The organism is Rhodococcoides kyotonense, from assembly GCF_001645385.1.
In the GTDB taxonomy this organism is placed as follows: domain Bacteria; phylum Actinomycetota; class Actinomycetes; order Mycobacteriales; family Mycobacteriaceae; genus Rhodococcoides; species Rhodococcoides kyotonensis_B.
On record NZ_LVHI01000041.1, the window covers coordinates 117,933 to 144,330 of the forward strand.

The 26,398-nt window shown below is 65.5% G+C and carries 14 protein-coding genes (1 of these 14 running past the window's edge); 1 reads left to right on the top strand and 13 read right to left on the bottom strand.

The genetic code is table 11. The features are described from left to right. From A3K89_RS25035 to A3K89_RS25050, 4 genes are all read right to left on the bottom strand, one after another. On the bottom strand, positions 1–10,973 hold the start of the coding sequence (locus A3K89_RS25035) for a non-ribosomal peptide synthase/polyketide synthase (RefSeq protein WP_157105446.1). Its footprint begins 15,694 nt before the window's first position; the window shows 10,973 of its 26,667 coding nt (coding positions 1–10,973); its start codon is at positions 10,971–10,973; its stop codon lies off the left edge, out of view. Positions 10,974–11,392: 419 nt separating this feature from the next. Then, positions 11,393–11,830, bottom strand: a complete 438-nt coding sequence (locus A3K89_RS25040) for a PPOX class F420-dependent oxidoreductase (RefSeq protein ID WP_068432343.1) — start codon at positions 11,828–11,830, stop codon at positions 11,393–11,395. Positions 11,831–11,839: 9 nt separating this feature from the next. Beyond that, positions 11,840–12,448 (bottom strand): TetR/AcrR family transcriptional regulator, encoded by a 609-nt coding sequence (locus tag A3K89_RS25045; RefSeq protein WP_068432346.1) that lies wholly within the window; start codon positions 12,446–12,448, stop codon positions 11,840–11,842. Then, entirely contained in the window at positions 12,445–13,893 is a 1,449-nt protein-coding gene (locus A3K89_RS25050) for an amidohydrolase (RefSeq protein WP_068432348.1), read from the bottom strand. The genes A3K89_RS25045 and A3K89_RS25050 overlap by 4 nt, the downstream gene beginning before the upstream one ends. A 41-nt stretch (positions 13,894–13,934) precedes the next feature. Between A3K89_RS25050 and A3K89_RS25055 the strand changes: the two genes are divergently transcribed. Next, positions 13,935–14,363 (top strand): acyl-CoA thioesterase, encoded by a 429-nt coding sequence (locus A3K89_RS25055; protein WP_068432354.1) that lies wholly within the window; start codon positions 13,935–13,937, stop codon positions 14,361–14,363. Here the strand turns inward: A3K89_RS25055 and A3K89_RS25060 are convergent. From A3K89_RS25060 to A3K89_RS25100, 9 genes are all read right to left on the bottom strand, one after another. Further along, the gene (locus A3K89_RS25060; RefSeq protein ID WP_068432356.1) at positions 14,360–16,291 is read right to left on the bottom strand and encodes an acetoacetate--CoA ligase; all 1,932 of its coding nucleotides are present in this window, start codon (positions 16,289–16,291) and stop codon (positions 14,360–14,362) included. The two genes, A3K89_RS25055 and A3K89_RS25060, sit on opposite strands and share 4 nt — an antisense overlap. Positions 16,292–16,415: 124 nt before the next feature. Then, positions 16,416–18,041 (bottom strand): AMP-binding protein, encoded by a 1,626-nt coding sequence (locus tag A3K89_RS25065; RefSeq protein WP_068432359.1) that lies wholly within the window; start codon positions 18,039–18,041, stop codon positions 16,416–16,418. Positions 18,042–18,090: 49 nt separating this feature from the next. Next, positions 18,091–18,867 (bottom strand): ethanolamine ammonia-lyase subunit EutC, encoded by a 777-nt coding sequence (eutC, locus tag A3K89_RS25070; protein WP_068432362.1) that lies wholly within the window; start codon positions 18,865–18,867, stop codon positions 18,091–18,093. Then, a complete protein-coding gene (locus A3K89_RS25075) occupies positions 18,864–20,276 on the bottom strand; it encodes an ethanolamine ammonia-lyase subunit EutB (RefSeq protein ID WP_068432365.1) in 1,413 nt (470 codons plus the stop codon). The genes eutC and A3K89_RS25075 overlap by 4 nt, the downstream gene beginning before the upstream one ends. Further along, complete coding sequence (gene eat, locus A3K89_RS25080) at positions 20,273–21,712, bottom strand: ethanolamine permease (RefSeq protein ID WP_068432368.1); 1,440 nt, start codon at positions 21,710–21,712, stop codon at positions 20,273–20,275. The genes A3K89_RS25075 and eat overlap by 4 nt, the downstream gene beginning before the upstream one ends. 90 nt (positions 21,713–21,802) lie before the next feature. Continuing rightward, positions 21,803–22,774, bottom strand: coding sequence for a cation diffusion facilitator family transporter (locus tag A3K89_RS25085; RefSeq protein ID WP_068432371.1), 972 nt, complete (start codon positions 22,772–22,774; stop codon positions 21,803–21,805). A 117-nt stretch (positions 22,775–22,891) separates the two neighbouring features. Then, complete coding sequence (locus tag A3K89_RS25090) at positions 22,892–23,434, bottom strand: DUF779 domain-containing protein (RefSeq protein WP_174551508.1); 543 nt, start codon at positions 23,432–23,434, stop codon at positions 22,892–22,894. Continuing rightward, positions 23,434–24,957, bottom strand: a complete 1,524-nt coding sequence (gene adh, locus A3K89_RS25095) for an aldehyde dehydrogenase (protein WP_068432382.1) — start codon at positions 24,955–24,957, stop codon at positions 23,434–23,436. Before adh ends, A3K89_RS25090 begins: the two co-directional genes overlap by 1 nt. Before the next feature lie 95 nt (positions 24,958–25,052). Then, on the bottom strand, positions 25,053–26,348 hold the full coding sequence (locus A3K89_RS25100; protein ID WP_068432387.1) for a transcriptional regulator: 1,296 nt from the start codon (positions 26,346–26,348) through the stop codon (positions 25,053–25,055). Positions 26,349–26,398 lie beyond the last annotated feature (50 nt).

Here is a 26,398-nt window from a genome sequence, read left to right on the forward strand (position 1 = left end):
GGATTGATCTCGACTCCGCGGGTGAAGATCTCCGGCAGCGTTCCACCGTGGGTGACGTCGTCACCGTGGACGTGCGTCAGCCATTCGTACTCGTCGTCCTCGAGGATGGTCAGGTCACCGACCGGGCGCTCGGGTGTGTCGACGACGCCGCGCAGGATGCGCACGAAACGACGCGCGAACTTCTCGACGGTGTCGTGGTCGAACAGCGATGCGGCGTAAGTGAATTCGGCGGAGATTCCGGTCTTGGCCCCCGTCGAATCGGTGTGCTCGGACAGCAGCAGCGACAGATCGAACTTCGCCACGTCGATGTCGAAGTCGACGGCGCTGACCTTCAGCCCGGGCAGCTCGAAGCTGGTCTCCGGGAAGTTCTGAAAGGACAGCGCTACCTGGAACAGCGGGTGCCGTGCCGTCGAACGCTCGGGGTTGAGAATCTCGACCAGGCGCTCGAACGGGATGTCCGCGTGGCCGAATGCCTTCAGATCGGTGTCGCGGTTGGCCTGCAGCAGATCGACGAATCCCTTTGACGCGTCGACATCGGAGCGCAACACCAGCGTGTTGACGAACATGCCGATGACGTCGTCGAGTTCGGCCTCGCCGCGGCCTGCGATGGGCGTGCCGATGGCGATGTCGGACGTGCCCGACAACCGCGCGAGCAACACCGCGAGCGCCGAATGCATGACCATGAACAGCGTCGTTCCGGTCGTCCGAGCCAATGCGACGAGCTCGCGGTGCAATTCGGCGTCGACGAAGAACCGCGACGTGCCGCCGTCGAACGACTGCACCGCGGGCCGGGGACGGTCGAACGGAAGCACCAGTTCTTCGGGAAGGTCGTACAGAGCCGTCTTCCAGTAGTCGGCCTGTGCGGCGATCAACGACGCCGGATCGTTCTCGTCACCGAGAACCGAGCGTTGCCACAACGTGAAGTCCGCGTACTGGATCGGCAGCGGCGACCATCCCGGCGCCTCGCCGACGGTCCGTGCTGCGTACGCGAGCATGACGTCGCGAGTGAGCGGTCCCATCGACCAGCCGTCCGCACTGATGTGGTGCGCGACGAAGACGAGAACGTACTCGGTCGCCGACAGTTCGAAGAGCTCTGCATGCAGCGGCACCTCGGTGGTGACGTCGAACCCGGTCGCCACGATGGCCGCGATGCGCGGCATCAACTCGTCCTCGGCGATCGCCACCGGCGTCAACACCGGAACGGCCTTCTCCGTCGGCAGAATCACCTGTGCGGCAACACCGTCCGTCTCCGGGTACACGGTGCGCAACGATTCGTGCCGGTCCAGCACATCGCCGACGGCGGCCTGCAGCGCCGACACGTCCAGCGAACCGGACATCCTGATGGCGACGGGCAGGTTGTTGACCGCCGATTCGGTGTCGAAGCGGTTGAGGAACCACATGCGCTGCTGCGCGAGCGACAGCGGCACGTGGTCCGGGCGCGGGCCGGCGACGAGGGCCGCTCGTCCTTCTCCACCGACGTGCGACTCCGCCCGCGCAGCAAGGCTTTCGACCGTCGATGCTTCGAACAGCACACGCACGGGCACACGCGCGTTCAACGCGGAGCCGACGCGGGAGACGACCTGGGTCGCGATGAGCGAGTTACCGCCCAGTTCGAAGAAGTCGTCGTCGAGACCGACGCGATCGAGTCCGAGGACGTCGGCGAACACTCCGGCGACGATCTCCTCGACGAGAGTCGTGGGGGCACGGAAGGCGCGGGCCTCGAACACCGGTTCCGGCAGCGCGTTTCGGTCGAGCTTGCCCGACGCACCGACCGGAAGCGTGTCGAGCACCACGAACGCCGACGGCACCATGTACGACGGAAGCGAGCGTGCGACGACCGACTGCAGAACACCGGAATCCACCGTCGCACCCGCGGCGGGCACGACGTAGGCGACCAATTGCTCGGATCGAACCAACACCACGGCCGCCGACACCGAGTCCTGTGCCACGAGTGCCGATTCGATTTCGCCGAGCTCGATACGCAGACCACGCAACTTGACCTGGAAGTCGGTGCGGCCCAGGTATTCCAGCTCTCCGGCGGCGGTCCATCGCACGAGGTCACCGGTGCGGTACATGCGCGCACCGTCGTCGAACATCGATGCCACGAAGCGGTCTGCGGTCAGATCGGCGCGGCCGAAGTAGCCGCGTGCCACCTGCTCGCCCGCCAGGTACAGCTCGCCCGCGACACCGATCGGTACGGGACGCAGACGCGAATCCAGAACGAGGACACGGGAATTCCAGACAGGCGAGCCCATCGGAACCGAGACGCCGGAGATGTTCCACCCCGCAACGCCTGCCACCGGCCGCGACGTCGCGTGGACCGTGAACTCGGTCGGGCCGTACAGGTTGTGGATACCTGCGCCGGGTAGCGCTGCCGCGGCAGCCCCCACCACCGACACCGGCAGGGCTTCACCGGCCACCAGCACCGCGCGCAGTGTGCTGCATCCGCCCGGCGCGATCGCCGAAACAAACTCCGAAAGCACGGACGGGACGAACGACGTCGCCGTCACGCCCTCGGATTCGACGACCGCCACCAGGTACTGCGGGTCGCGGTGACCATCGGGCTCCGCGATCACCAACCGGGCACCCGACGCGGGCGCACCGAACAATTCCCACACCGACACATCGAACGTGAACGGAGTCTTCTGCAACACCACATCGTCGACGCCGAGACCGTACTCGGCGACCAGCCACGACACCTGGTTGACCACAGCCGCGTGCGACACCGCCACACCCTTCGGCCGACCCGTCGACCCCGAGGTGAACAGCACATACGCCGCATTCGACGCACGCAACGGCTGCATACGGTCGACGTCGCTCACCGCGCCGGCCGAGAACCCCTCGAGCGGAAGTCGATCCACCGCAACATGTTCGAACGCCACCTCGTCCCGCGACGTCGACAACGCCACCGACACACCGGCCGTACCGAGAATGTACTGGTTGCGCTCCGCAGGCTGGTCCGGATCCACCGGAACATACGCCGCACCCGACCGCAACACCGCATACAGCGCCACCAGCATCTCGGTCGAACGACGCATCGCCACCGCGACCGTCCGCTCCGGACCCACTCCCTCCGAGATCAGGTAACGCGCAAGACGATTCACCCGCGCATCGAACTCGGCGAAGGACAGAACCGTCCCCTCGAACACCACCGCCGTCGCATCCGGACGTGCCGCCACCTGCGCGTCGAACGCATCCAACACCGTCGCACCCGCATCCAGCGCATGTGCGGTGTTGTTCCACGACTTGAGAATCAGCCCACGCTCGACGGCGTCGAACAGTTCGATGTCGCCGACCCGGACCGCGGAGTCCTCGATGACGGCATCGAGCACGTACAGGAATCGATCCGCGAACGACGAGACCGTCGCCTGATCGAAAAGGTCTGTGGCGAAGGTGAACTCGGCGGACAATCCGTCGGCCTGGCCGCTGGGAGTCAGGCGTTCGGTGAGAGTCAGCTGCAGATCGAACTTGGCGACGGCCGCATCGAGGTCGACGCTGTCGATGCTGAGCGCAGGCAGGTCGAGATGCGTCGGGCCGAGATTCTCGAACGACAGCATGACCTGGAACAGCGGGTGCCGTGCCGTCGAACGGGACGGGTTCAGCACCTCGACGAGCCGCTCGAACGGAATGTCCGAGTGCGCGAACGCGCCGAGAGCGGCTTCGCGCGCGTGGGCCAACAGGTCGTTGAACGACTCGTGTCCGTCGACCTCGGTGCGCAGCACCAACGTGTTGACGAACATGCCGACGACGTCGTCGAGCGCCTGCTCGCCACGTCCCGCGACCGGGGTTCCGACGGCGATGTCCTCGGTGCCCGACAACCGTGACAGCAGCACGGCGAGTGCAGCGTGAACGACCATGAACAGCGACGCGTTGCGTTCGCGTCCGACGTCGAGCAAGCCGCGGTGCACGCGTGGCTCGATCTCGAAGTCGACCGTGCCGCCGCCGAACGACTGCCGCGCCGGACGCGGACGGTCGGTGGGCAGATCCAGCTGATCGGGAAGCCCGTCGAGGGTGCTCTTCCAGTAGTCGACCTGCTCGGAGATCAGCGACGTCGGATCGTCCTCGGAGCCGAGCGTCGCACGTTGCCACAGCGTGTAGTCGGCGTACTGGACCGGAAGCGGGGCCCACGCGGGCGACTCCCACTCGGTACGCGCCGCGTAGGCGACCATGACGTCGCGGGCCAACGGGCCCATCGACCATCCGTCGGCCGAGATGTGGTGCACGACCATGGTGAGCACGTGTTCGGTCGGGCTGATCTCGAACAGACGGGCACGCAACGGCACATCGGCCGTCACGTCGAACCCGGTCGACGCCAACTGCCGTATCGCCCTTTGCAATTCGGCGACGGTGGTGTCGATGGGCATCAGGTTCGGCACGATCTGGGCGGCGTCGAGGACCACCTGGTGCGGGCCGTCCGCGGAATCGGGGAACAGCGTCCGCAGCGACTCGTGGCGGTCGATGACGTCGAGGATCGCGACCTGCAGCGCGGGCACGTCGAGAACGCCCGTCAACCGCAGCGCGATCGGCAGGTTGTACGTGGCCGACTCGGTGTCGAAACGGTTGAGGAACCACATACGCTGCTGCGCCAACGACAGCGGAATGCGGCTCGGTCGCTCACCGCGTGCGAGCGCCACCCGAGCGCCCCGGCCTGCCTCCTGCTCGACGCGAACGGCGAGCTGGGCGACGGTCGGCGATTCGAAGATGGCGCGCACCGGAACCTGCGCGTCGAGTGCGGCACCGAGTCGCGCGACCACCTGGGTGGCGACGAGCGAGTTACCGCCGAGCTCGAAGAAGTCGTCGTCCAGCCCGACGACGGGCGCACCGAGTACGTCGCTGAACACGGTCGCGACCGTCTCCTCGATGGGAGTCGTCGGAGCGCGGAACGTGCGGAAGCTGATACCGACCTCGGGCTCGGGCAGCGCACGCCGATCGAGCTTGCCGATCGGCGTCAGGGGCACCTCGTCGAGCACCATGACGACCGACGGCACCATGTAGCTCGGCAACATCCGTCCGACGTGCTCGAGCAGTTCGGCCTTGTCGATCTCGTCGCTGCCGTGCACGTAGGACACGAGAGCCGTTTGGCCCGACTGCAATTCGTGCCCGAGCGTCGCTGCGAACGTCACAGCGGGGAACGTTTCGAGGGCGGCGTCGATCTCGCCGAGTTCGATACGGAAACCGCGGACCTTGACCTGGAAGTCCGACCGACCGACGTACTCGATCGCGAAGTCCTTCGTCCAGCGCACGACGTCGCCGGTGCGATACATACGAGTGCCTGTAGGACCGAAGGGGTCAGCGACGAAACGGTCCGACGTCAGACCTGCACGCTTGTAGTACCCACGTGCGACGGCGTCGCCCGCAAGATAGAGCTCACCTGCGACACCGACCGGAACCGGCTGCAGACGCGCGTCGAGAATCAGCGCCGAGACGCCGGGGACCGGTCCACCGACCGTGATGGGCTCGCCGGCGAACAGCTCGCCGCGCGTGGAGACGATGGTGGTCTCCGTCGGACCGTACGCATTGAAGAACCGTCGTCCACGTGCCCACCTGGACACCAGATCCTGTGCAGACGCCTCACCGCCGACGGACAGCAGCTCGAGGCTGTCGAGACCGGACGGGTCCATCGAGCCGAGAACCGCGGGCGTGATGATCGCGTGCGTGACACCGGTGTCGGCGAACAACCGGTGCAGTTCGGGTCCACCGATCACCGACGGCGGCGCGACGACGAGTGTTGCACCGGCCGAAGCGGTCAACGCCCATTCGAGAACCGACGGGTCGAAGCTCGGCGAAATGACATGCAGGAAGCGCGATTCCGGTGTGACCCGATAGAGCTCACGCGACTGGTCGACGAGACCCGACAGGCCTCGATGCGTCACGGCCACACCCTTGGGCAGGCCCGTGGAACCCGACGTGTAGATCACGTAGGCCGGGTTGTCGAGGTGGAGCGGAGCGATCCGCTCGGCGTCGGTGACCGCTCCGTTCGTGTACTGCTCGACGCCACGCTCGAACGCGGGATCGTCGACGGCCCACCACTCGCACGTGTCGGGAAGTTCGTGTATGCGTTCGGACGACGTGATACCCACGGCCGCACCGGAATCGGTGAGCATGTGCCGGACACGGTCGACCGGATACTCGGGGTCGACCGGCACCCATGCTGCGCCCGTCTTGGCGACTGCCCACATCGACACGACCATCTCCATCGAGCGCGGAAACGCCAGTGCGACAATCGTTTCGGCGCCGATTCCACGATCGATGAGGTACCGAGCGTAGCGATCGGTGATGTCGTCGAGTTCGCGGTAGGTCAGCTCGTCGCCCGACGCGTACACCGCGACGCCGTCGGGATTCGCGGTAACTCCCGCCTCGAGGAACTCGGGCAGTGTGCGGTGCGACGGCACCTCGCCGCCGTGCACGCTGGTGAGCGCGTCGAGTTCGTCGGCGTCCAGGATGTCCATGGCACCCACGGGCACCGACGCGTCCGCGACGATCGCGTCGAGGATGCGCAGGAACCGATCGGCGAATCCCTCGATGGTCGCTGCGTCGAACAGGTCGGTGGCGTACTCGAAGACCGCTTCGATGCGATCGGGCCTACCGGATTCGTCCTGATGCTCGGTGAGCCACAGCTGCAGGTCGAACTTCGCGATCGGAACGTCGAGTTCCGATGCGGAAGCGCGCAATCCGGCGAAGCCGATGTCGTTCTGGCGGGCGGCGTCGAGCGACAGAGCCACCTGGAACAGCGGGTGACGCGCCCGCGACCGGGCCGGGTTGAGGACCTCGACGAGACGCTCGAACGGAATGTCGGCGTGTGCGAAGGCCGACAGGTTGGTGTTGCGCACCTGGTCGAGCAGTTCGTCGAACGACGCATTCGGCTCGACGTGTGCGCGCAGCACGAGCGTGTTGACGAACATGCCGATGATGTCGTCGAGCTTCTCGTGTGCTCGGCCCGCAATCGGTGCTCCGATCGCGATGTCGGTCGTGCCGGACAGGCGTGACAACAGCACGGCGTACGCCGCTTGGACGACCATGAACAGCGACGCCTGATGCGTCCGAGCCACTTCCGCCAGGCCCTGATGGATGCGAGCGTCGACGACGAACCGGCTCTTCGCGCCGGCGTTCGTGGCCACCGCGGGCCGCGGCCGGTCCGATGGCAGATCGAGCTGATCGGGAAGCTCGTCGAGGGTGCGAACCCAGAACTCGATCTGCTGCGCCGACAGCGATGCGACATCGCTCTCCGACCCCAGCATGGCGCGCTGCCACAGTGCGTAATCCGCGTACTGGACCGGCAGCGGAGCCCACCCGGGAACGCGACCGTTGGTGCGCGCCTCGTAGGCGACCATGATGTCGCGCGCGAGGGGTGAGAACGACGAACCGTCGGCGGCGATGTGGTGAAGAACCATCGCGAGCACGAACGAGTCCTCGGCGAGCTGGAACAGCGCGATGCGGAACGGAACCTCGATCGAGACGTCGAAGCTCTCCCGTGCCAGATCGATCAGCTTCGACGTCAGCTCGGACTCGTCGACCCGCGTCGCGCTGAGACCGGTGAACGCGTCCTCGGTGCGCAGAACGACCTGCTGAGGCGAATCGTCGACGAGCGGATACACGGTTCGCAGCGTCTCGTGCCGCGTGACGACGTCGGCGAAGGCCGTGGACAACGCCTTCTCGTCGACCCGACCGGTCAGCCGGACCATGAACGGCAGGTTGTACGCCGCGGTGTCCGGATCGAACCGGTTGAGGAACCACATACGCTGCTGCGCGAGCGACAGCGGTACGAGGTCGGGCCTCGGGCCGGCCACCAGCTCGGGACCGCTCGTGCCCTGCTCCATCGCCGATTCGGCCCGGGCAGCCAGAGCGCCCACCGTCGGCGCCTCGAACAGTTCGCGTACACCGATCCGAATGCCGAGTGCGGTGCCGACGCGTGTGACCAGTTGCGTTGCGATGAGCGAGTTTCCGCCGAGTTCGAAGAAGTCCTCGTCGAGACCGACACGGGTGGCCCCGAGCACGTCCTCGAACACGCCTGCGACGACGTATTCGACGTGGCTCTGCGGTGCGCGGTACTCCTTCGCGCTGGCGAACACGGGCTCGGGCAGAGCCTTGCGGTCGAGCTTGCCGCTCGTGTTGAGCGGCAACGACTCCAGAACCATGACGGACGCCGGAACCATGTACGACGGCAGTGCATGCGACGCGAATTCCGTTGCGTCGCTGGGGTCCACGTTTCGACCCGGCGCCGCGACGACGTAGGCGACCAGCTGGTCACCGGTTGCCGTCGGCACGACGAGCGTCACGGCCTGCGAGATGTCCTCGTGCGCGAGCAGCACGGTCTCGATCTCGCCGAGTTCGATGCGCTGACCGCGGAATTTGACCTGGAAGTCGGTGCGGCCGATGTAGTCGATGTTGCCGTCGGCGCGCCACTTCACGAGGTCGCCGGTGCGGTACATGCGAGTACCGTTCTCCGAGAACGGGTTCGCGACGAAACGATCGGAGCTCAGGTCCGGTCGGCCGACGTAGCCGCGCGCGAGCTGCACGCCCGCGAGGAAGAGCTCGCCCGGCTCACCGATCGGAGTCGGACGCAGTGATGCGTCGAGAACGTAGGCCTTGACGTTCCATTCGGGCACACCGATCGGAACCGTGCGTACGTCCTGAATTCCGCTTTCGTAGTACGTCACCGACACCGCGGCCTCGGTGGGTCCGTACAGGTTGTGCAGGCCGGCCGGGCTCAGTTCACGGAACGCCGCGGCGGTCTCGGCAGGCAGGGCCTCACCGATCACGAAGACGTGGCGCAGCGATCCGCAGGTGCCGATCGGCGCGTTCGCGACGAACACCGTCAGCATCGACGGCACGAAGTCGGTGATCGTGACCCCGTGTTCGGCGATCTTGTCGGCGACGTAGATCGGGTCGCGGTGGCCGTCGGGGGTCGCGAGCACCATCGACGCACCCACCTGCAGCGGCAGGAAGAACCCCCACAGCGAGACGTCGAACGTCGTCGCCGTCTTCTGCAGGTACACGTCCGACGGCTCGAGACCGTACTCGGAACGCATCCACTGCAACTGGTTGTCGATGGCCTCGTGCGTGACGGCTACGCCCTTGGGACGACCCGTCGAACCCGACGTGTAGATGACGTAGGCGACGTTGTCGAGCCGCACCGGGCCGAGGCGGTCCGCGTCGGTGACGCGGGTGGCGTCGAGCGCGTCGTAGTCCAGGCGGTCGACCTCGAGCACGTCGATACCTGCCGGGAGGTCCACCTCGTCGTACGACGTGACCAGTACGCACAGCGGATTCGCCGACTCGAGGATGTACGCGGTGCGCTCGGCCGGGTGGTCCGGATCGATCGGAACCCATGCGCCACCGGCCTCCACGATGGCGTACATCGCGACGACGAGGTCGAGCGACCGTCGAATCGACAGTCCGACAAGAGTTTCCGGACCGACACCCATCTCGACGAGCCGGCGCGCCACTGCGCTGACGCGCGCGCCGAGTTGGCCGTACGTGAGCGACGACTGCTCGTAGATCAGCGCGGTGGCGTCAGGATCCATGTCGACACGAGCATGGAAGTCCGACAGCAGGGTTCGCTGCTCGACCGGGTGGTCGGATGCGTTGAAGGCGTCGACGACGAGCGCCTTTTCGGCAGCCGTGGTGACGTCGAGGTCCCACACGCGGCTCGATGGATCCGACGCGACGAAGCGGTCGAGGAACTCGACGAACCGTTCGTGGTTACGCGCGGACTCCTCGGCCGAGTACAGGTTCGGGTTCGACTCGAAGTCGATGTGCGTCGTCTGTCCACCGACGCTCTGGTACAGGTTGAGGCCGAAGTCCTCGATCAGGCCGGTGGACAGGATGTTGATGCCGCCCACCATCGATCCGAGGCGCACCTCGGTGAAGAACAGCATGATGTTGACCCACGGGCCGAAGAACGACGCCTGGCCGCTCGCCCCGCCTGCGTCGCGCCGAATGTCCTCATGACGGTAACGCTGGTGACGAAGCGCGCCGGACACCTCGGTTGTGACCTTAGTCAAGAGCTCTTCGACAGACGTGTCCCGCGCCACCGTCAAGCGCAGCGGTACGACGTTGGACACCATGCCGCCGGAGCGGCGGAGGACCGCTGTGGTGCGCGCGGTGACCGGAAGGCTCAGTACGACGTCCTCGCGGCCGGTCATGTGGGCGAGGTAGCTGGCGAACGCCGCGATGACGACGGTGGCCATCGTGGATTCGGTCGCCGCCGTCAGTTCCTCGAAGCGGGTGACCGTGTTGTCGCCGAGCGCCGCGGTGTCGATCTGGCTGATCGCAGCCGGAGGCGCCGTGCGACCGGCGATGCTGGTTGCCTCCTCGATGCCCGCGATGCGATCGGCCCAGTACTGGCGATCGGTCTCGAAGCGAGAGGAGTCCCGGTACGCGGCGTCGATCTCGTAGACCTTCTTCAGGTCCGACGACTGATTGGGCTTCGGTTCGACCTTCTCGACCTCGGCCGTGTAGAGCTCGGCGACGCGGTTCATGAACGTGACCGAACCGAACCCGTCGAGCACGACGTGGTGGACACGGTTGAACCAGAAGTAGCGGTCGGTGTCCAGGTGCAGGACCGTCGCCGCGATCAGACGGTCGTGCAGGATGTCGATCGGCGCGCTGTAGTCGGCCCGCATCCACTCGTGGGCGGCGCGCTCCGGATCGTCCTCCTCCCGGAGATCGACGTAACCGAGCGGCGCGTCGAGGGTCGGGTCGACGAACTGACGGGGCTCGGTATCGACCTCGACGATGCGGATGTAGCCGGACTGCATCTCGAGGGCAGCCGCGGCGGACGAGCGACGAAGCAGGTCTAGATCGAGGTCACCGCGAAGCTCGACGTACTGGGCGATGTTGGCCGGTACGGAGGGATCGACATGTTGGGCGAACCACATTCCGAGCTGTGCCGGAGAAAGAGGGAACGACGAGTGTGCCCCGAGCCTTTCGGATTCGCCATCGGTCGATCCTCCCAAACCTAGCGGGTTCAATCGAATCCTCTCTTCCCACTTTCACACGCCCCCAGCGAGAAGTCGGACGCACCGACTTTCCTTCTGGGCACCGAACACATCGATCTCGAAACAATGAAACTACGCATTTTGAACACAAACTGGCACCAGCACGGAGCCGATCGAAGTTACCCCTCGGTACATCTCTCGGCCAAGCCTTCACCGTTACACAGGACCGAGGACTTTGCCCACCTTCGCTGGGTACGACACTCGGCATCCGGCCGTCTCGGGCCAGCGGTTCGTGACACGTCACTAAAACGATGGTTCAGAATCCACATCCTTCGCTGAGCACCGGACCAATCTACAGGGCACACTCCCCCGTCATCCAAAACCGACGGGCTGTGGAAGTGGCACAGGTCATCGTGTTCCCGGACACGACGGAATCGAACCTCGCGGAACGCTCACGCAGTGACATTCAACGCGGCGGTGACCTTCGTTGCGCGGATCCGCACGACGAGTTCACCCGGGACTCCGTTGCGCCGACCGAACTCCTCGGCTCGGTCCCGGCCCATGTAGCGACCGCCGATAGCCGTTGCCGACGCGAGCAGGTCCTGCGGGTCCTCGGAGGTCTCGGCGACACCCTGGATCTGCACGAACCCGTACGGCGGCTCCTCGAGGTCGACAGTCAACACGACACGTGGGTCCCTGGCGATGGCCTTTCCTTTGGCCGTTCCACTGCCGGTGTTGAACACGACCACGTCGTCGTCGACCACGAACCAGACGGGAGCCACCAGGGGCCTGCCGTCGGGCGCCACCCAGCCGAGCTTGCCGGTTCTGGTGCCCGTCTCGAGGAACTCGCGGACCTCCGGGGTCAGAGAACGGTCTGGTGGTGAGTCCATGGCGTGAGGCTACCGCCCACCACCGACAATTCGCCGTGCGATGTTCAGGTAGACCTCGGTCAGTTCGAGAGCCGAGAGCGGGCCGCCGGGCCGATACCAGCCCGCGACGCCGACACACATCGTCGTCACCGCGCGCGACGCGTCGGCCGGATGGTCGGCGTCTAACTCTCCTGACTCGATGCCTGCCAGCACGATGCCGTCGAGTTGCCGCTGCTGCTCGTCACGAAGCTGCACGTAGTGCGCCCGGTTCTCCGGATCGAGGCTCCTGATCTCGGTCGACCCGATGAACGCCTGGTCGCTCCGATACATGTGGAACAACAACAGCGACTCGACGACGGCGTCGAACCGCGCCGACGGCGACGAGCCCGCCTCGGCGTCGGCCTGCTTCGACCGAGCGAGGAGTTCGTCCATCGCGGCCGTCATCAGCCCGACGAGCAACGCCTGTTTCGACGGGTAGTGGTGATAGAGCCCCGGCACGGACAACCCGGCGCGGCCGGCGATCTGCCGAACCGACGTTCCGTGATAACCCTGCTCGACGAACGCGCCGAGCGCGGCCGCGAGCGGTGCGGACAGCGTCGACCCCTCGTAGATGCGCCAGCTTCCCGGTGTAGTGGTCACAGCGACCTTCCGTCGAACGTGCAGACGCCGCCGCGGACCGTCGCCACGATCGGGACGGCACGCAGGTCTCGGTTGCCGAGGGAAGCCGGGTGCTCCGCCAGGAGCACCAGATCGGCGGATGCTCCGACCTCCACCGATGCGCGTCCACCCGATGCCGCTGCCAACGCCGCGTCGAGCGGAAGTGCCTCATGGGGTTGCCACGGCGCACGCTCGTCGTCGGTACGCCACACCGCGTCGGCGATCGCATCGAGCGGAGAAGGCGGGCTGACCGGGGCGTCGGATCCGAAGACGACGTGCGCGCCCGACTTGTGCAACGACAGATAGGGGTAGGCGATCGATTCACGGCCGCTCCAGAGTTCGTCGGCGACCTCGCGATCGCTCATCGCATGCTGCGGTTGAACCGAAGCGGTCACGCCGTTCGCCGCGAATCGCGCGATGTCGGTGGGCATCACCTGCTGCGCATGTTCGATGCGGCCACCGCACCCGACCGCGGCGAACGCGTCGAGCGCCAGTGTGTTCGCTCGATCACCGATCGCATGGATCGCGGGCACGATCCCACCACTCGCGGCCCGACGCATCAGCGTGACGAGATCCTCGGGCGTCTCCAACAGCAGTCCCGACCCCTCGCCGCCCGGGTAGGGATCGTGACAGCACGCCGTTCTGGTGTTGAGCGAACCGTCGAACATGACCTTGAGCGGACCGAGTGCGATCCCGTCGGCAACAGGGTCGCCGGTGTGCGCGCCGAGGGTCAGTTCGTGCCCCAGCCATTCGGCCCACACCGCGAACTGCACGTCGACTGCGGGGCGGGCGATCTCACTGCGCCGCGACCAGACGGTCCTGTTGTCGGCGTATTCGAAATCGGTGACGGCGGTGATGCCGCGCCTGGCCAGTTCGTCCGTGGCGGCCAGGGCCACACGATCGCTGTCGTCCGTGTCGACCAAGCGCTCGAGTGCGTTCAGCCCTTCCATGCAGTCGATGTCGCGCAGCACACCTGTCGGATGGTCGATGTGCAACTCCGCCAACAGGGCCGGGCTCAGCCACAGCGTGTGCAGGTCCATGCTGGTGATCGCTGCACGGCGACCGGGCAGCGCGTTCTGCAGCACGTCTTTGTGCGGCTCGTCGGGCCACAGCGCGTCGCGGAATCCCTGCGCGCGGAGAATGGACGTGCCGTGGCGCTCGTTGGAACGGGCGAGAATGTCCACCAGATCGACGGCGGAGTCGGCACCGGAGACGTCGATGCGCGTCAGCGACGCCGCCCACTGTGTCAGATGCACATGACTGTCGACGAACGACGGAACCAGTGCTGCGCCGCCGCCGTCGAACACATCGCCTTCGATCGGACGCGACGACGCGACAGTCGCGGTCACCTCGGCGACGCGGCCGTCGACCGTCTGGACGTCGACGGCCGGCCCGCCCGGCGCGAGGACGACATTTCTGATCAGCACACCCGGACTCTAGAACACCGAAGTCATGAGAACGTGTAGCGGTGACCGACGACAACGAGATCGGCTATCACGCGCGGGTCACCGTGCGCTGGTCCGACATGGACGCCTTCCACCACATCAACCACGCGCGCATGGTGACTCTGCTGGAGGAAGCGCGCATCGAGTGGCTCCTGAGTGCAGGTGAGGCCAACGAGAGTCTGATCAAGAGCGCGTTGATCGCGAACGTGAACATCTCGTACAAGAAGCCGCTGCGGCATTCGGACAGCCCGCTCGACATCACGTTGTGGTTCGAGAGGGTGCGGTCGGTCGACTTCACGATCGGCTACGAGGTCCGCGCCGCGGGCGCACCTGTGGGTTCGCCGCCTGCCGTCGTCGCGACCACTCAGATGGCGATGGTCGACGTCGGCTCGGAGTCGCTGCGCCGGATCACCGCAGACGAGAAGGCATACCTCGCACGGTGGACCCGCTAGCGCTTGTCCCGGCCTTGCTCGACGTACCAATCCACGAGATCCGGTGCGTCGACGGCGGTTCGGTCCAGAGTTCGCGACGCGTCGCCGCCCTGGAACAGACGCTTGATCGGCACCTCGAGCTTCTTACCGGTCCTGGTGTGCGGGACGCCGGGCGCGGCGATGATCTCGTCGGGCACGTGCCTCGGTGACGCGTGCTCACGAATTGCCGTGTTGATGCGCGCCCGCAGCGCGTCGTCCAGCTCGGTTCCGTCGGTGAGTACGACGAACAACGGCATCCAGTACCCACCGTCGCCTCGTTCGACCCCGAGCACGAGTGATTCGACGATCTCGGGCAGCTCTTCGACGGCTTGGTAGATATCGGCGCTACCCATCCGAATGCCGTTGCGGTTCAGCGTCGAATCCGAACGACCGTGCACGACGACGCTGCCGTACGCGGTCAGTGTGATCCAGTCGCCGTGTCGCCACACCCCTGGGTACGCGTCGAAATACGCTTCGCGGTAACGCGATCCGTCGTCGTTCCAGAATCGCACGGGCATCGACGGCATGGGCTCGGTGACGACCAACTCGCCGACCTCGTCGGTCACCGGGCGGCCGTCGACGTCGAAGGCCTTCAGCGCGACGCCGAGGAACGGCGCCGAGAGCTCGCCCGGCCACACCGGCACGGTACGGACCCCACCCGCGAACGCCGACACCACGTCGGTGCCACCGGAAATCGAGAACACCGGCACGTCGCGACCGACGTTGTCGGACAACCACAGTGACGACGACGCGGGCATCGCAGACCCCGTGATGCCTATCGCGCGCAATGCGGACAGATCGTGATCGCGCGACGGGCGCGATTCTGCCTTGATGCAGGACAGAACGTAGCCAGGACTGGTGCCCAGGAATGTCACCTTCTCCCGAGCAGTGATCGCCCACAGCGCATCGGGCGCCGGGTATGCAGGGCTGCCGTCGGCGCACACGATCGTTGCGCCGACGAGCAGTCCTGCCACCTGGAAGTTCCACATCATCCAACTCGGGCTCGTGTACCAGAAGAACGTGTCATCCGATCCGATGTCCGATTGCAGCGCAACAGCTTTGAGGTGTTCGAGCAACACTCCCCCGTGCCCGTGGACGATTCCCTTCGGCAGACCCGTCGTCCCCGACGAGAACACGACCCACAGTGGATGATCGAACGCGACCGGCACCGATACCCACTCACCCTCGCCGGCCGACGCGTCCTCCCACGAGAGGGAGCCGTCGACCGCGTCGCCGACTCGAATCACGGTGTCGACCGTCGTCAATCCGTCTCGGAGAACCGCGACATCGCCGCGCTTGTCGTGGTACTTACCGCCGTAGGAGTAGCCGTCGGCGGCGATCAGCACCTTCGGATCCAGCTGCCCCAGCCTGTCGAGGGCCGCCGACGCGGAATAGTCCTGCCCGCACGCCGACCACACCGCGCCGACACTCGCGCTTGCGAGGAATGCGACGACGGCCTCGGGAATGTTGGGTAGGTACCCCACGACCCGATCCCCGGGCTCGACGCCTGCCTCACGCAGCGTCCGAGCGAGCGCGGCCGTCTGCCGGGCGAGTTCTCGCCACGACAGCTCGGCGCGGAGGCCGTCCTCCCGTGCATGGACGATCGCCGTACGGTCACTGTCGGAGTGCCGTCGTACCTGGTCGACGTAGTTCAGCTGCACACCTGGAAACCACTGCGCTCCGGGCATACTCGAATTTCCGAGCACCTCGGTCGGCTCGGTGTCCGACTGGATGTCGAAGTAGTCCCACACCGTGCGCCAGAACTGCTCGACGTTCTGCGTCGACCACTCCCAGAGTTCGCGATAGTCGGCGGTGTCGACCCCGTGACGCTCCGAGACGACGCGCTGGAAGTCGGTGATCCGTGCGTTCTCGATGTCCTCCGACGACGGCGTCCACTGCGGTTCGGTCATGCGCCCAGTATCCCTCGAGCAAATCCGGCCCGGCCCGCAAATCTTCACGCCGAATCGAGATTCTCAGCCGATGCATCGACGGAGGATCCCGATTCGCCGTGAGAATCTCGAGTCGGCGGAAATCTCAGCTCAGCAAATCCAGCGACCTCTCCCGCATCTCGACCTTTCGGACCTTCCCGGTGACGGTCATCGGGAATTCGTCGACGACGTGGACGTACCGCGGAATTTTGTAGTGCGCGAGCTTCCCCTCACTGAAGGCTCGAATCCCCGAGGCGTCCAACGGTTCCGCACCCTCGCGCATCCGAATCCACACCATGAGTTCTTCGCCGTACTTGGCGTCGGGAACCCCGATCACCTGGGCGTCGAGGATATCGGGGTGGGTGTACAGGAACTCTTCGATCTCCCTGGGGTATATGTTCTCCCCGCCGCGAATCACCATGTCCTTGATGCGGCCGGTGATCGATACGTAGCCGTCCGAATCCATGATTCCGATGTCGCCGGTGTGCATCCATCCGGCCGCGTCGATCGCCTCGGCGGTCTTCTCCGGCTGCTCCCAGTAGCCGAGCATCACCGAGTAACCGCGGGTGCACAGCTCCCCTGCCTCGCCGCGTGGCACGGTCAGCCCGTCGACGGGATCGACGATCTTGACCTCGAGGTGCGGTCCGACGGCTCCGACCGTCGACACGCGCTGGTCGATGGTGTCGTCGCTGCGGGTCTGCAAGGACACCGGTGACGTCTCGGTCATGCCGTAGCAGATCGACACCTCGGCCATGCCCATTCGTTCGATGACCTGCTTCATGACTTCGGTCGGGCACGGCGAGCCCGCCATGATGCCCGTCCGCAGCGACGACAGATCGTACGAATCGAACTCGGGCAGAGCGAGTTCGGCGATGAACATCGTCGGTACCCCGTACAGCGACGTGCATTTCTCCTGAGCGACGGCCTTCAACGCCGCTGCCGGATCGAACGCCTGGCCCGGAATGACCATGGCCGCACCGTGACTCGTACACGCAAGATTGCCCATCACCATCCCGAAGCAGTGGTAGAACGGCACGGGAATGCACACGCGATCGACCTCGGTGTAGTGGCACAGTTCGCCGACGAAGAATCCGTTGTTCAAGATGTTGTGGTGACTGAGCGTCGCACCCTTCGGGAAACCCGTTGTGCCCGACGTGTACTGAATGTTGATCGGATCGTCGGCGCTCAACAGCTTCTGCGCATCGGCCACGAGCGACGGGTTCTCCGCGAGCGCCTTGTGCCCGCGATCGGTCATCAATTCCCACGGGAAACTGCCGACGAAGACGGCCTCGCGTAGATCGGGGCAGTCCGTCCGCGCTTTCTCGATCATCGCCGCGTAGTCCGCGCCCTTGAATTCGGGCGCAGACAGCAGAAGCGACACCCCTGCCTGCTTCAGTACGAACTGCAGTTCGTGCGTCCGGTAGGCCGGGTTGATGTTGACGAGAATCGCACCGATCTTGGCGGTTGCATACTGCGCGAGCACCCATTCGGGGCAGTTCGGTGCCCATATCCCGACCCGGTCGCCCTTCACGACGCCTTTGACCAGCAGGCCGGCGGCCAAGATCTCGACGTCGGCCAGGAACTCGGAGTACGTCCACCTCCGGTTCGTGGCGACGTCCACGAGAGCGTCGCGGCCGGCGTGGCGGGCAGCGGTTCGATCGAGGTCGGCACCGATGGTGTCGCCCAGCATCGGTATGGACGACACCCCGGAGGAGTAGCTGAGAGTTTCCATTTCACCCACGATAGTGACGCCCGTCACTACCTACCACCCCCGAACGGGGCTACTCCGAGATCACCTTCACGCCAGAGTTCTCGAGCGCGTCGGCCCTGGATGTGTCCTTCAGCGCGACACCCGACCTACCCAACTTTCGGGCGCCCGCGATCAAGCTCGCGACGATCTTCGCGGACTGCTCGTAGCCGAGGCCTTCCGGTGGGTGGATGTTCGAGATGCAGTTGCGATCGGCGTCCGACTTGCCCGGGGCAGGCAGATGCGTCAGATAGATTCCGAGACTGTCGGCGACGGACAGCCCTGGCCTCTCCCCGATCAACACGAGCACCGTCCGCACCCCCATCGCCTCGGCGATGTGGTCGCCCAGCGCGACGCGCGCCTCGGTTGCAATGACCGGCGGCGCAATCGAATACACGTCGGACAGTTCGCTCACGAGGGCACGAAGCATCTGCGTACCGTGATCCATCAGCGCGCGCGGAGACAAGCCGTCGCTCAGAACGACACCCACGTCGAATTCGCCTGCCGAGATCGCGCTCAGATCCTTCGGCTGCCGCCCGAGATCCGGCCGTCGCAGATATTCGGCCCTGGACTCCGCACGCGACGTCACGGCGACAGGCTTTCCGACGCCGACCGCCTCGACCTCGGCCGCGAACGCCTCCACGTCCAACGGCATGTGGACCGCGTCGCGCGCCGCAGCGTGCGCCGACCTGAACTCGAGCACTCGTGACGTCGGAAGCGCATCGCCGGTGCGCCCCAGTCCGATTCGGGCCTGTGTGGTCAGCCGCAAGTCGTCCCAGAATTCGTCGTCCCGCCGTTCGACACCGCTCATCGCGAGCTCGTCAATGCTCGGAGCGGCGACCCGGCTGCATCGATGTCCAGGAGCCGACCTGTTCCGTCGACCATGCCCAACCGGTCGAGCCACGCAGCGAACTCGGGAGCAGGCTTCAGCCCCAACACCTGTCGCACATAGAGCACATCGTGGAAGCTCAGGCTTTGGTAGCCGAGCATGACGTCGTCGGCACCCGGCACTGCGATGACGAACGCGACTCCGGCTGCACCCAACAGCGTCAGCAAGGAGTCCATGTCGTCCTGATCGGCTTCGGCGTGGTTGGTGTAGCAGACGTCGACGCCCATCGGCAGTCCGAGTAGCTTGCCGCAGAAATGATCTTCGAGCCCAGCGCGAACGATCTGCTTTCCGTCGTACAGGTATTCGGGACCGATGAACCCGACGACGGTGTTGACCAGGAGCGGCGAGAGATCGCGACAGACGGCGTACGCGCGCGCCTCCAGCGTCTGTTGATCGACAGGTCTGCCGTCCATGCCCACGTGAGCACCCGCGCTCAGCGCCGAACCCTGCCCGGTCTCCAAGTACATGACATTGTTTCCGACGGTTCCGCGGTGCAACGAGCGTCCTGCCTCGTTGGCCTCCCGCAGCAGCGAGACATGCACGCCGAAACCGGAATTGGCGCCCTCGGTGCCTGCGACGGACTGGAACACCAGATCGACGGGTGCGCCCTTCTCGATCAGTTCCATCGTCGTCGTCACGTGGGACAGCACGCAGGACTGTGTCGGAATCTCGAAGCGCTGACGGATCTCGTCGAGCAAGTGCAGCAGGTCCGACGTCGCGTGCGGCGAGTCGGTCGCGGGGTTGATTCCGATGACGGCGTCACCGGATCCGAGCAACAGCCCATCGAGCGTCGCTGCGGCAATGCCTTTCGGATCGTCCGTCGGGTGGTTGGGCTGCAGCCGCGTCGCCAGTGTTCCCGACAAGCCGACCGTCGTACGAAATGCAGACGTGACCTCCGTCGCCCTGGCGACGGCGATCAGATCCTGATTGCGCATGATCTTGCTGACGGCCGCAACCATTTCCGGCGTCAGCCCCGATGCGATCGATTTCAGAACTCGCACCGAGTCCTCCCGCGCGGCCGCGTCGAGCAACCAGTCTCGAAGACCGCCCACGGTGAGATGCGAGATCGTCCCGAATGCGACGCGGTCGTGCGAGTCGATGATGAGCCGGGTGACTTCGTCCGTCTCGTACGGGACGAGGAGGTCGTGCAGGAAGGTATCGAGCGAGACATCCGCCAGCGCCCATTGCGCCGCGGCACGCTCGGCGTCGGACTGTGCCGCGCAGCCGGCGAGTTCGTCCCCGGATCGCTGCGGAGTGGCCTTGGCCATCAAGTCGACGAGGCCGTCGAACTGGTAGGTCGTTCCGGATACCTGATGCCTGTAGGTGGTCATTCGAGCTCGGCTTCGGCCCGGGCAAGGGCGGCGAATTCCTCGTCGGGAGAGTTCGCGACGAGATGGTGCCTGCTGTAGATGCCGAAGTAGAGCATGAACGCGGCGAACACGCCGAGGCACCAGAGCGCGGCCGTGCTGTCGACGAGGAACGTCGCGACGACGGCCAGTGCAGCGACGACGAGCGCGAAGCCGGTGGTGACGACGCCACCGGGCGTCCTGTACGGACGCTCCATGGCCGGCTCCTTACGACGCAGCACGATGTGGCTGATCATCATCAGAACGTAACTCAGCGCGGCCCCGAACACTGCCATGTTGAGCAACATCGCACCCTGGCCGGTGAGCGAGAGCAGGAAGCCGATGACGCCGGGCACGATCAGCGCGAGCGTCGGAGCCTTTCGAGAGTTGGTGACCGACAACGTCTTCGGAAGGTAGCCGGCTCGCGACAGTGCGAACAGCTGACGGGAGTACGCGTACATGATCGAGAAGAAGCTGGCGATCAGACCGGCGAGCCCGATGTAGTTGACGACCTTGGCGGCCGAGTTGTCACCGAGCGCCTCGACGAGCGGATTGCCCGAGGACTGCATCGCCTCGGCCCCGCCTGCGCCGGTCACCAGGAACAACACGCCGGCCCCGGTCACGAGGAGCACCCCCATGGCCGCGATGATGCCGCGCGGCACGTTTTTCGACGGGTCCTTGGCTTCTTCGGCGGCGAGTGGAACACCCTCGATGGCGAGGAAGAACCAGATCGCGAACGGCACCGCCGCCCAGATGCCCAGGTAGCCGAACGGGAGGAAGCTCGACGCCCCTGCGGCATCCGTCGGCGCGATGTCGGTGAGGTTCGACGCGTCGAACTGTCCCAGTGCCGACACGGCGAACACCACGAGACCGACGAGTGCGATCGCGGTAATGACGAACATGATCTTGAGCGCTTCGCCCGCACCAGCCAGATGGATGCCGATGAAGATCGCGTACACCGCCAGGTACACCCACCATCCGTCGGTGATACCGAAGAGTCCGAGCGACTCCACGTAGGCGCCGATGAAGGTGGCGATGGCCGCGGGCGCGATTGCGTACTCGATGAGAATGGCTGTGCCCGTTGCGAATCCGCCCCACGGGCCGAGCGCGCGGCGGGCGAAGGTGTAACCGCCACCTGCCGCGGGAAGCGCCGACGACATCTCCGCCATGCCCAGCACCATCGCCAGATACATCCCGGCGATCAGGATTCCGGCGATCAGCAGACCACCGAACCCGCCCTGTTCGAGCCCGAAATTCCAGCCCGAATAGTCACCGGAGACGACGTAGCTGACGCCGAGCCCTGCGAGAAGAATCCAGCCCGCGGTGCCCTTCTTCAACTGCCGTTTGGCGAGGTAGTCCCCGCCTTCGACGTGGGACTCGGTCCCGTCGTGGTGAGCGCCTGCCGGTTCGGCGACGGACATGGGTGGCCTTCTTTCATCGAATGCGCTTCTCGCTGCAGCGAAGATAGGCCGACGCTGTAAGCGGGGCGTCATCAACAGATGACGGCTGTATTACGTGCGGTGCGAGACGGTTCCGGTGTCGCCCTCGTCCGGATCGGACACGGTGAACACCGCGTCGACGACGGCTACGTTGGACTCGAGACGGCTCTCCAATCGACGGAGCACATGGGCGATCGAGGATTCGACGGCGTCACCGACAAGGTCGACGCTGGCAACGACGAAAATCTGTTTCGGACCGACGAATTCGATGCGGACGAAACGAACCGACGCCACCTCGGGGAACTTCTCGATGCCACTCACCACCGCGTCCCATAATGCGCCGGGCCCGGGTTCTCCGGTGAGGAATCGACGATTTCGATCGATGAGAACGATCGCGACGACGCCGAGGAGCACACCGACGGCGATCGACCCGAGCGCGTCCCACACGGCGGAGCCGGTGAGCTGATGCAGTCCGATACCTGCTGCAGCGATGACCAGACCGATCAGCGCGGCGGCATCTTCGGCGAACACCGCACGCAGTGTGGGGTCGGACGTCTCCAGCGCGTAGTCGAGGAAGTCCGTCTCGTACGCGTTCGCTTCCCCGCGAATCTGTTTGACGGACTGCAGGAACGAGATTCCTTCGAGGACGAACGCGACTGCGAGCACCACGTAGTTGATCGTGTAGTTCTCGGCGGACGACTCGCCGCCGAGGAGGGAGGTGATTCCGTGCCACACCGACACCGCCGAGCCCGCCACGAACAGCCCGATGGCGGCGAGCAGTGACCAGACGTACGCTTCGCGGCCGTAGCCGAGGGGCCGACGGCGGTCGGGACCGCGGGACCCGCGCTTGTTCGCGACGAGCAGGAATATCTCGTTGCCGGTGTCGGCCCACGAGTGAGCCGCTTCGGCAACCATCGATGCCGACCCGGTCACGACGGCCGCAACGGATTTGGCGACGGCGACGCCGAGGTTGGCACAAAATGCGACGACGACCGTACGGAGGCTCTCGCCACCGGGAGCGTCCGAAGGTGTGGAACTTTTCACCGGATCGACTCTAGGCCCCTTCGGCGCACGTGCGTGGGAATGTACAGTGCTGCCGGGTCGTTCCGCAGGCTCCACTCCCGCCGGGTATACATTTCCACGCACGTGCAGCGAAGCTGCCTAACCCTGCAACATCCCTGGCACCGGACAGGCGTCCACTGCCTCGGCGACGACGATGACGTCGTCCGGCACAGGCGGCCTACGCCCCTCTTCCCAATCGACTCCGACGAACGGAGTCTCGTCCTTCAGCACGTCCCACTCGTCCTGCGTGAACGCGCGGCCGCGACTCAGGAACCGAAGCCCCTCCGGAGTTTCCAGCGAGAACCCCGAACCACGACCCGGGACGACGTCGAGCACCATCTGAGTGTGCTTCCAGGCTTCGAACTGCGAACCCGAAATCCACACCGGTACCGCGTCGCCGCCCTCGGGAAGGTCGGTCGGGATGTCGCCGACGTTCAGACGAAGGTCCAACAGCCCCAGCAGGACGTCCCGGTCGCCGACGATGAATTCGTCTGCGGGATAACACATCGGCGACGACCCGTCGCAGCATCCACCGCTCTGATGCATCATCAGTGCGCCGTGGTTACCGCCGAGGCGACGGAGAAGCTCCATCGCCCCGGCGGTTGCTCTGAGCCGGGCCGGGGGCCGGCTTGCGGCAGGCATCAGAAGAAGCCCTGAGCCTTCTGGGCGTAGCTGACCAAGAGGTTCTTCGTCTGCTGGTAGTGGTCGAGCATCATCTTGTGGTTCTCACGTCCGATGCCGGACTGCTTGTAACCACCGAAGGCCGCGTGTGCCGGGTACTGGTGGTACGTGTTCGTCCAGACGCGGCCGGCCTTGATGTCGCGGCCCGCGCGGTATGCGACGCCACCGTCGCGCGACCAGACACCTGCACCGAGACCGTAGAGGGTGTCGTTGGCGATCGAGATGGCGTCGTCGTAGTCCTTGAAGGACGTGACGGAGACGACCGGTCCGAAGATCTCTTCCTGGAAGATGCGCATGTCGTTCTTGCCGGTGAAGATCGTCGGCTGCACGTAGTAGCCGCCGTTCAGGTCACCGCCGAGCTGTGCGCGTTCGCCGCCGGTGACGACCTGCGCGCCTTCGCCCTTGCCGATCTCGATGTACGACAGAATCTTCTCGAGCTGATCGTTCGACGCCTGCGCACCGATCATCGTCTCGGTGTCGAGCGGATTGCCCTGTCGCACAGCCTTCGTGCGGATCGCAGCCAGTGCGAGGAACTCGTCGTAGATGTCGGCCTGGATGAGCGAGCGCGACGGGCACGTGCACACCTCGCCCTGGTTCAGCGCGAACATCGTGAAGCCCTCGAGAGCCTTGTCCTGGTAGTCGTCGTCGGACGACAGGACGTCGGAGAAGAAGACGTTGGGGCTCTTGCCACCGAGTTCGAGGGTGACCGGGATCAGGTTCTGCGACGCGTACTGCATGATGAGGCGTCCCGTGGTCGTCTCACCGGTGAACGCGATCTTGGCGATGCGCGGGCTCGACGCGAGCGGCTTGCCCGCTTCGGTGCCGAATCCGTTGACCACGTTGACGACTCCGGCAGGAAGAAGGTCACCGATGATCGAGATGAGATGGAGAATCGACGCCGGGGTCTGCTCGGCAGGCTTCAGCACGACGGCGTTGCCTGCCGCCAGTGCGGGAGCGAGCTTCCAGACGGCCATCAGGATCGGAAAGTTCCACGGAATGATCTGTCCGACGACGCCGAGCGGCTCGTGGAAGTGGTAGGCGACGGTGTCGTCGTCGATCTCCGACAGCGAACCTTCCTGCGCGCGAATGCATCCGGCGAAGTAGCGGAAGTGGTCGATCGCCAGCGGAATGTCGGCGTTGAGGGTTTCACGGATCGGCTTGCCGTTGTCCCAGGACTCCGCGAGTGCGATGGACTCGAGGTTCTCGGCCATGCGGTCGGCGATCTTGTTGAGGAGCACTGCGCGCTCGGCGGCGGAGGTCTTGCCCCAGGCGGGTGCTGCGGCGTGCGCGGCGTCGAGCGCGAGCTCGATATCCTCGGACGTGGAGCGGGCTACCTCGCAGAAGTTCTCACCGGTGACGGGAGTCGGGTTCTCGAAGTACTGGCCCTTGACGGGCGGGACCCACTCGCCGCCGATCCAGTTGTCGTAGCGCGGCTGGAAGGACATGACTGAATCTGCGGTACCTGGGCGGGCATAGACGGACATCTAGTGACTCCTTCGTCGTTCATCAACTGATGTGATTCAGAACACTAGAGTCTGCAACGTTGCAACTACGTTGCTGCACTGCGTGCAGAAAGAAACTACATGCCGAGCTGGCGATCCAGATGGTCGATACGTGCGCTGACCTGGCCGTACAACGCGGAATCGGCACTCAGCGTTGCCCGGTAGGCCTCCCACGCGACGAGGTCGCTCCTGCCGTGGATCGACGACGTCCATTGCGCCAGCAACATCGGGTCGCCGACGCGCAGTAGTGCAGCCTGGACCCGCGATCGCAGCTCGTCGCGAATCTCCTCGATCCCGGGCGACACCGATCCGGGCAGCACCGGGCCGGCATAGATACGCAACGCTGCTTCCACGTCGCCGCGATCGAGCGCCCGACGAACGTCGTCGACGTCGGACGTCAGCGCACCCACCAGTCGGTAGGGGCGCGACGCCAGGCCGGAGGAGCCGAACGTCTTGCGCAGACGCGACATCTCGGCCCTGATGGTCACCGAGTCGAGTTCCTGCTCGTCGAGCAGCACTGCGAGATGGTCTGAGCTGAGTCCTTCGGGATGATCAGCCAACAGCAGCAGAATCTCGGCGTGACGCTGCGACAATGCGGTGCGACCGCTTCCCCGGACCAGTCCCGGCCTGCCCGAACCCAGCACTTCGAGGCGAGGAGCTGTCTCGCCCAACGACTTCGGCGAGTTCATCAGATGCACGCGGAGCTCGGACTCGGCTGCGGCGACGGTCGCACGAATCAACGAGAGAACCTCGGGGACTGCGACGCGCGGTCCTCCGGTGATGTCGATGGCGCCGAGGATGTGCCCGCTCGTCGGGTGGTGCACGGGAGCGGCCGAACAACTCCAGTCGTGCACGGTACGAGTGAAGTGCTCGGCGGCAAAGATCTGCACACAATGGTCGACGGCGAGCGCGGTTCCCGGCGCGTTGGTGCCCTTGCTTTCCTCGCTCCAATCCGCCCCTTCGGCGAAATTCATCATCTGAGCACGGTCTTTCGCGGACGTGTCCCCTTCGACCCACAGGAGGCGGCCCTCCGCGTCGGAGATCGCCACGAGCAGACCGGTATCGGCGGCATCCTCGACGAGAAGTTTGCGAATGACGGGCCGAATGATCGACATGGGGTGACCGTTGCGATACCGCTCCAACTCGACACCCGTCAGCACCGGGGCCTCGTCGCGACCGTTGGGGTCGACTCCCTTGGTACGACTCCGCATCCAGGAATCGAGGACGACGGATCGGACGGAATCCCCTGCAGGCCACTCGTGCTCGACGAAGGACCGATGAGCGGTCGACATCTTGCGAGCCAGGACATCGACGTCGTCACCGGGGCGAACTGCTACCCACGGGTTGCCCTGTCCTGCCACTCTTCCTGTCATCTACGTAGTCCCTCTTCAGACGCGTTCACACCACTGTAACGCAGCTCACA

Coding starts and splice junctions, on each gene's coding strand:
- A3K89_RS25040 (WP_068432343.1), bottom strand. CDS start 11,830: ATGGACTCACCACCAGACCGTTCTCTGACCCCGGAGGTCCGCGAGTTC.
- A3K89_RS25060 (WP_068432356.1), bottom strand. CDS start 16,291: ATGACCGAACCGCAGTGGACGCCGTCGTCGGAGGACATCGAGAACGCA.
- A3K89_RS25065 (WP_068432359.1), bottom strand. CDS start 18,041: ATGGAAACTCTCAGCTACTCCTCCGGGGTGTCGTCCATACCGATGCTG.
- eutC (WP_068432362.1), bottom strand. CDS start 18,867: ATGAGCGGTGTCGAACGGCGGGACGACGAATTCTGGGACGACTTGCGG.
- A3K89_RS25075 (WP_068432365.1), bottom strand. CDS start 20,276: ATGACCACCTACAGGCATCAGGTATCCGGAACGACCTACCAGTTCGAC.
- eat (WP_068432368.1), bottom strand. CDS start 21,712: ATGTCCGTCGCCGAACCGGCAGGCGCTCACCACGACGGGACCGAGTCC.
- A3K89_RS25090 (WP_174551508.1), bottom strand. CDS start 23,434: ATGCCTGCCGCAAGCCGGCCCCCGGCCCGGCTCAGAGCAACCGCCGGG.
- adh (WP_068432382.1), bottom strand. CDS start 24,957: ATGTCCGTCTATGCCCGCCCAGGTACCGCAGATTCAGTCATGTCCTTC.
- A3K89_RS25100 (WP_068432387.1), bottom strand. CDS start 26,348: ATGACAGGAAGAGTGGCAGGACAGGGCAACCCGTGGGTAGCAGTTCGC.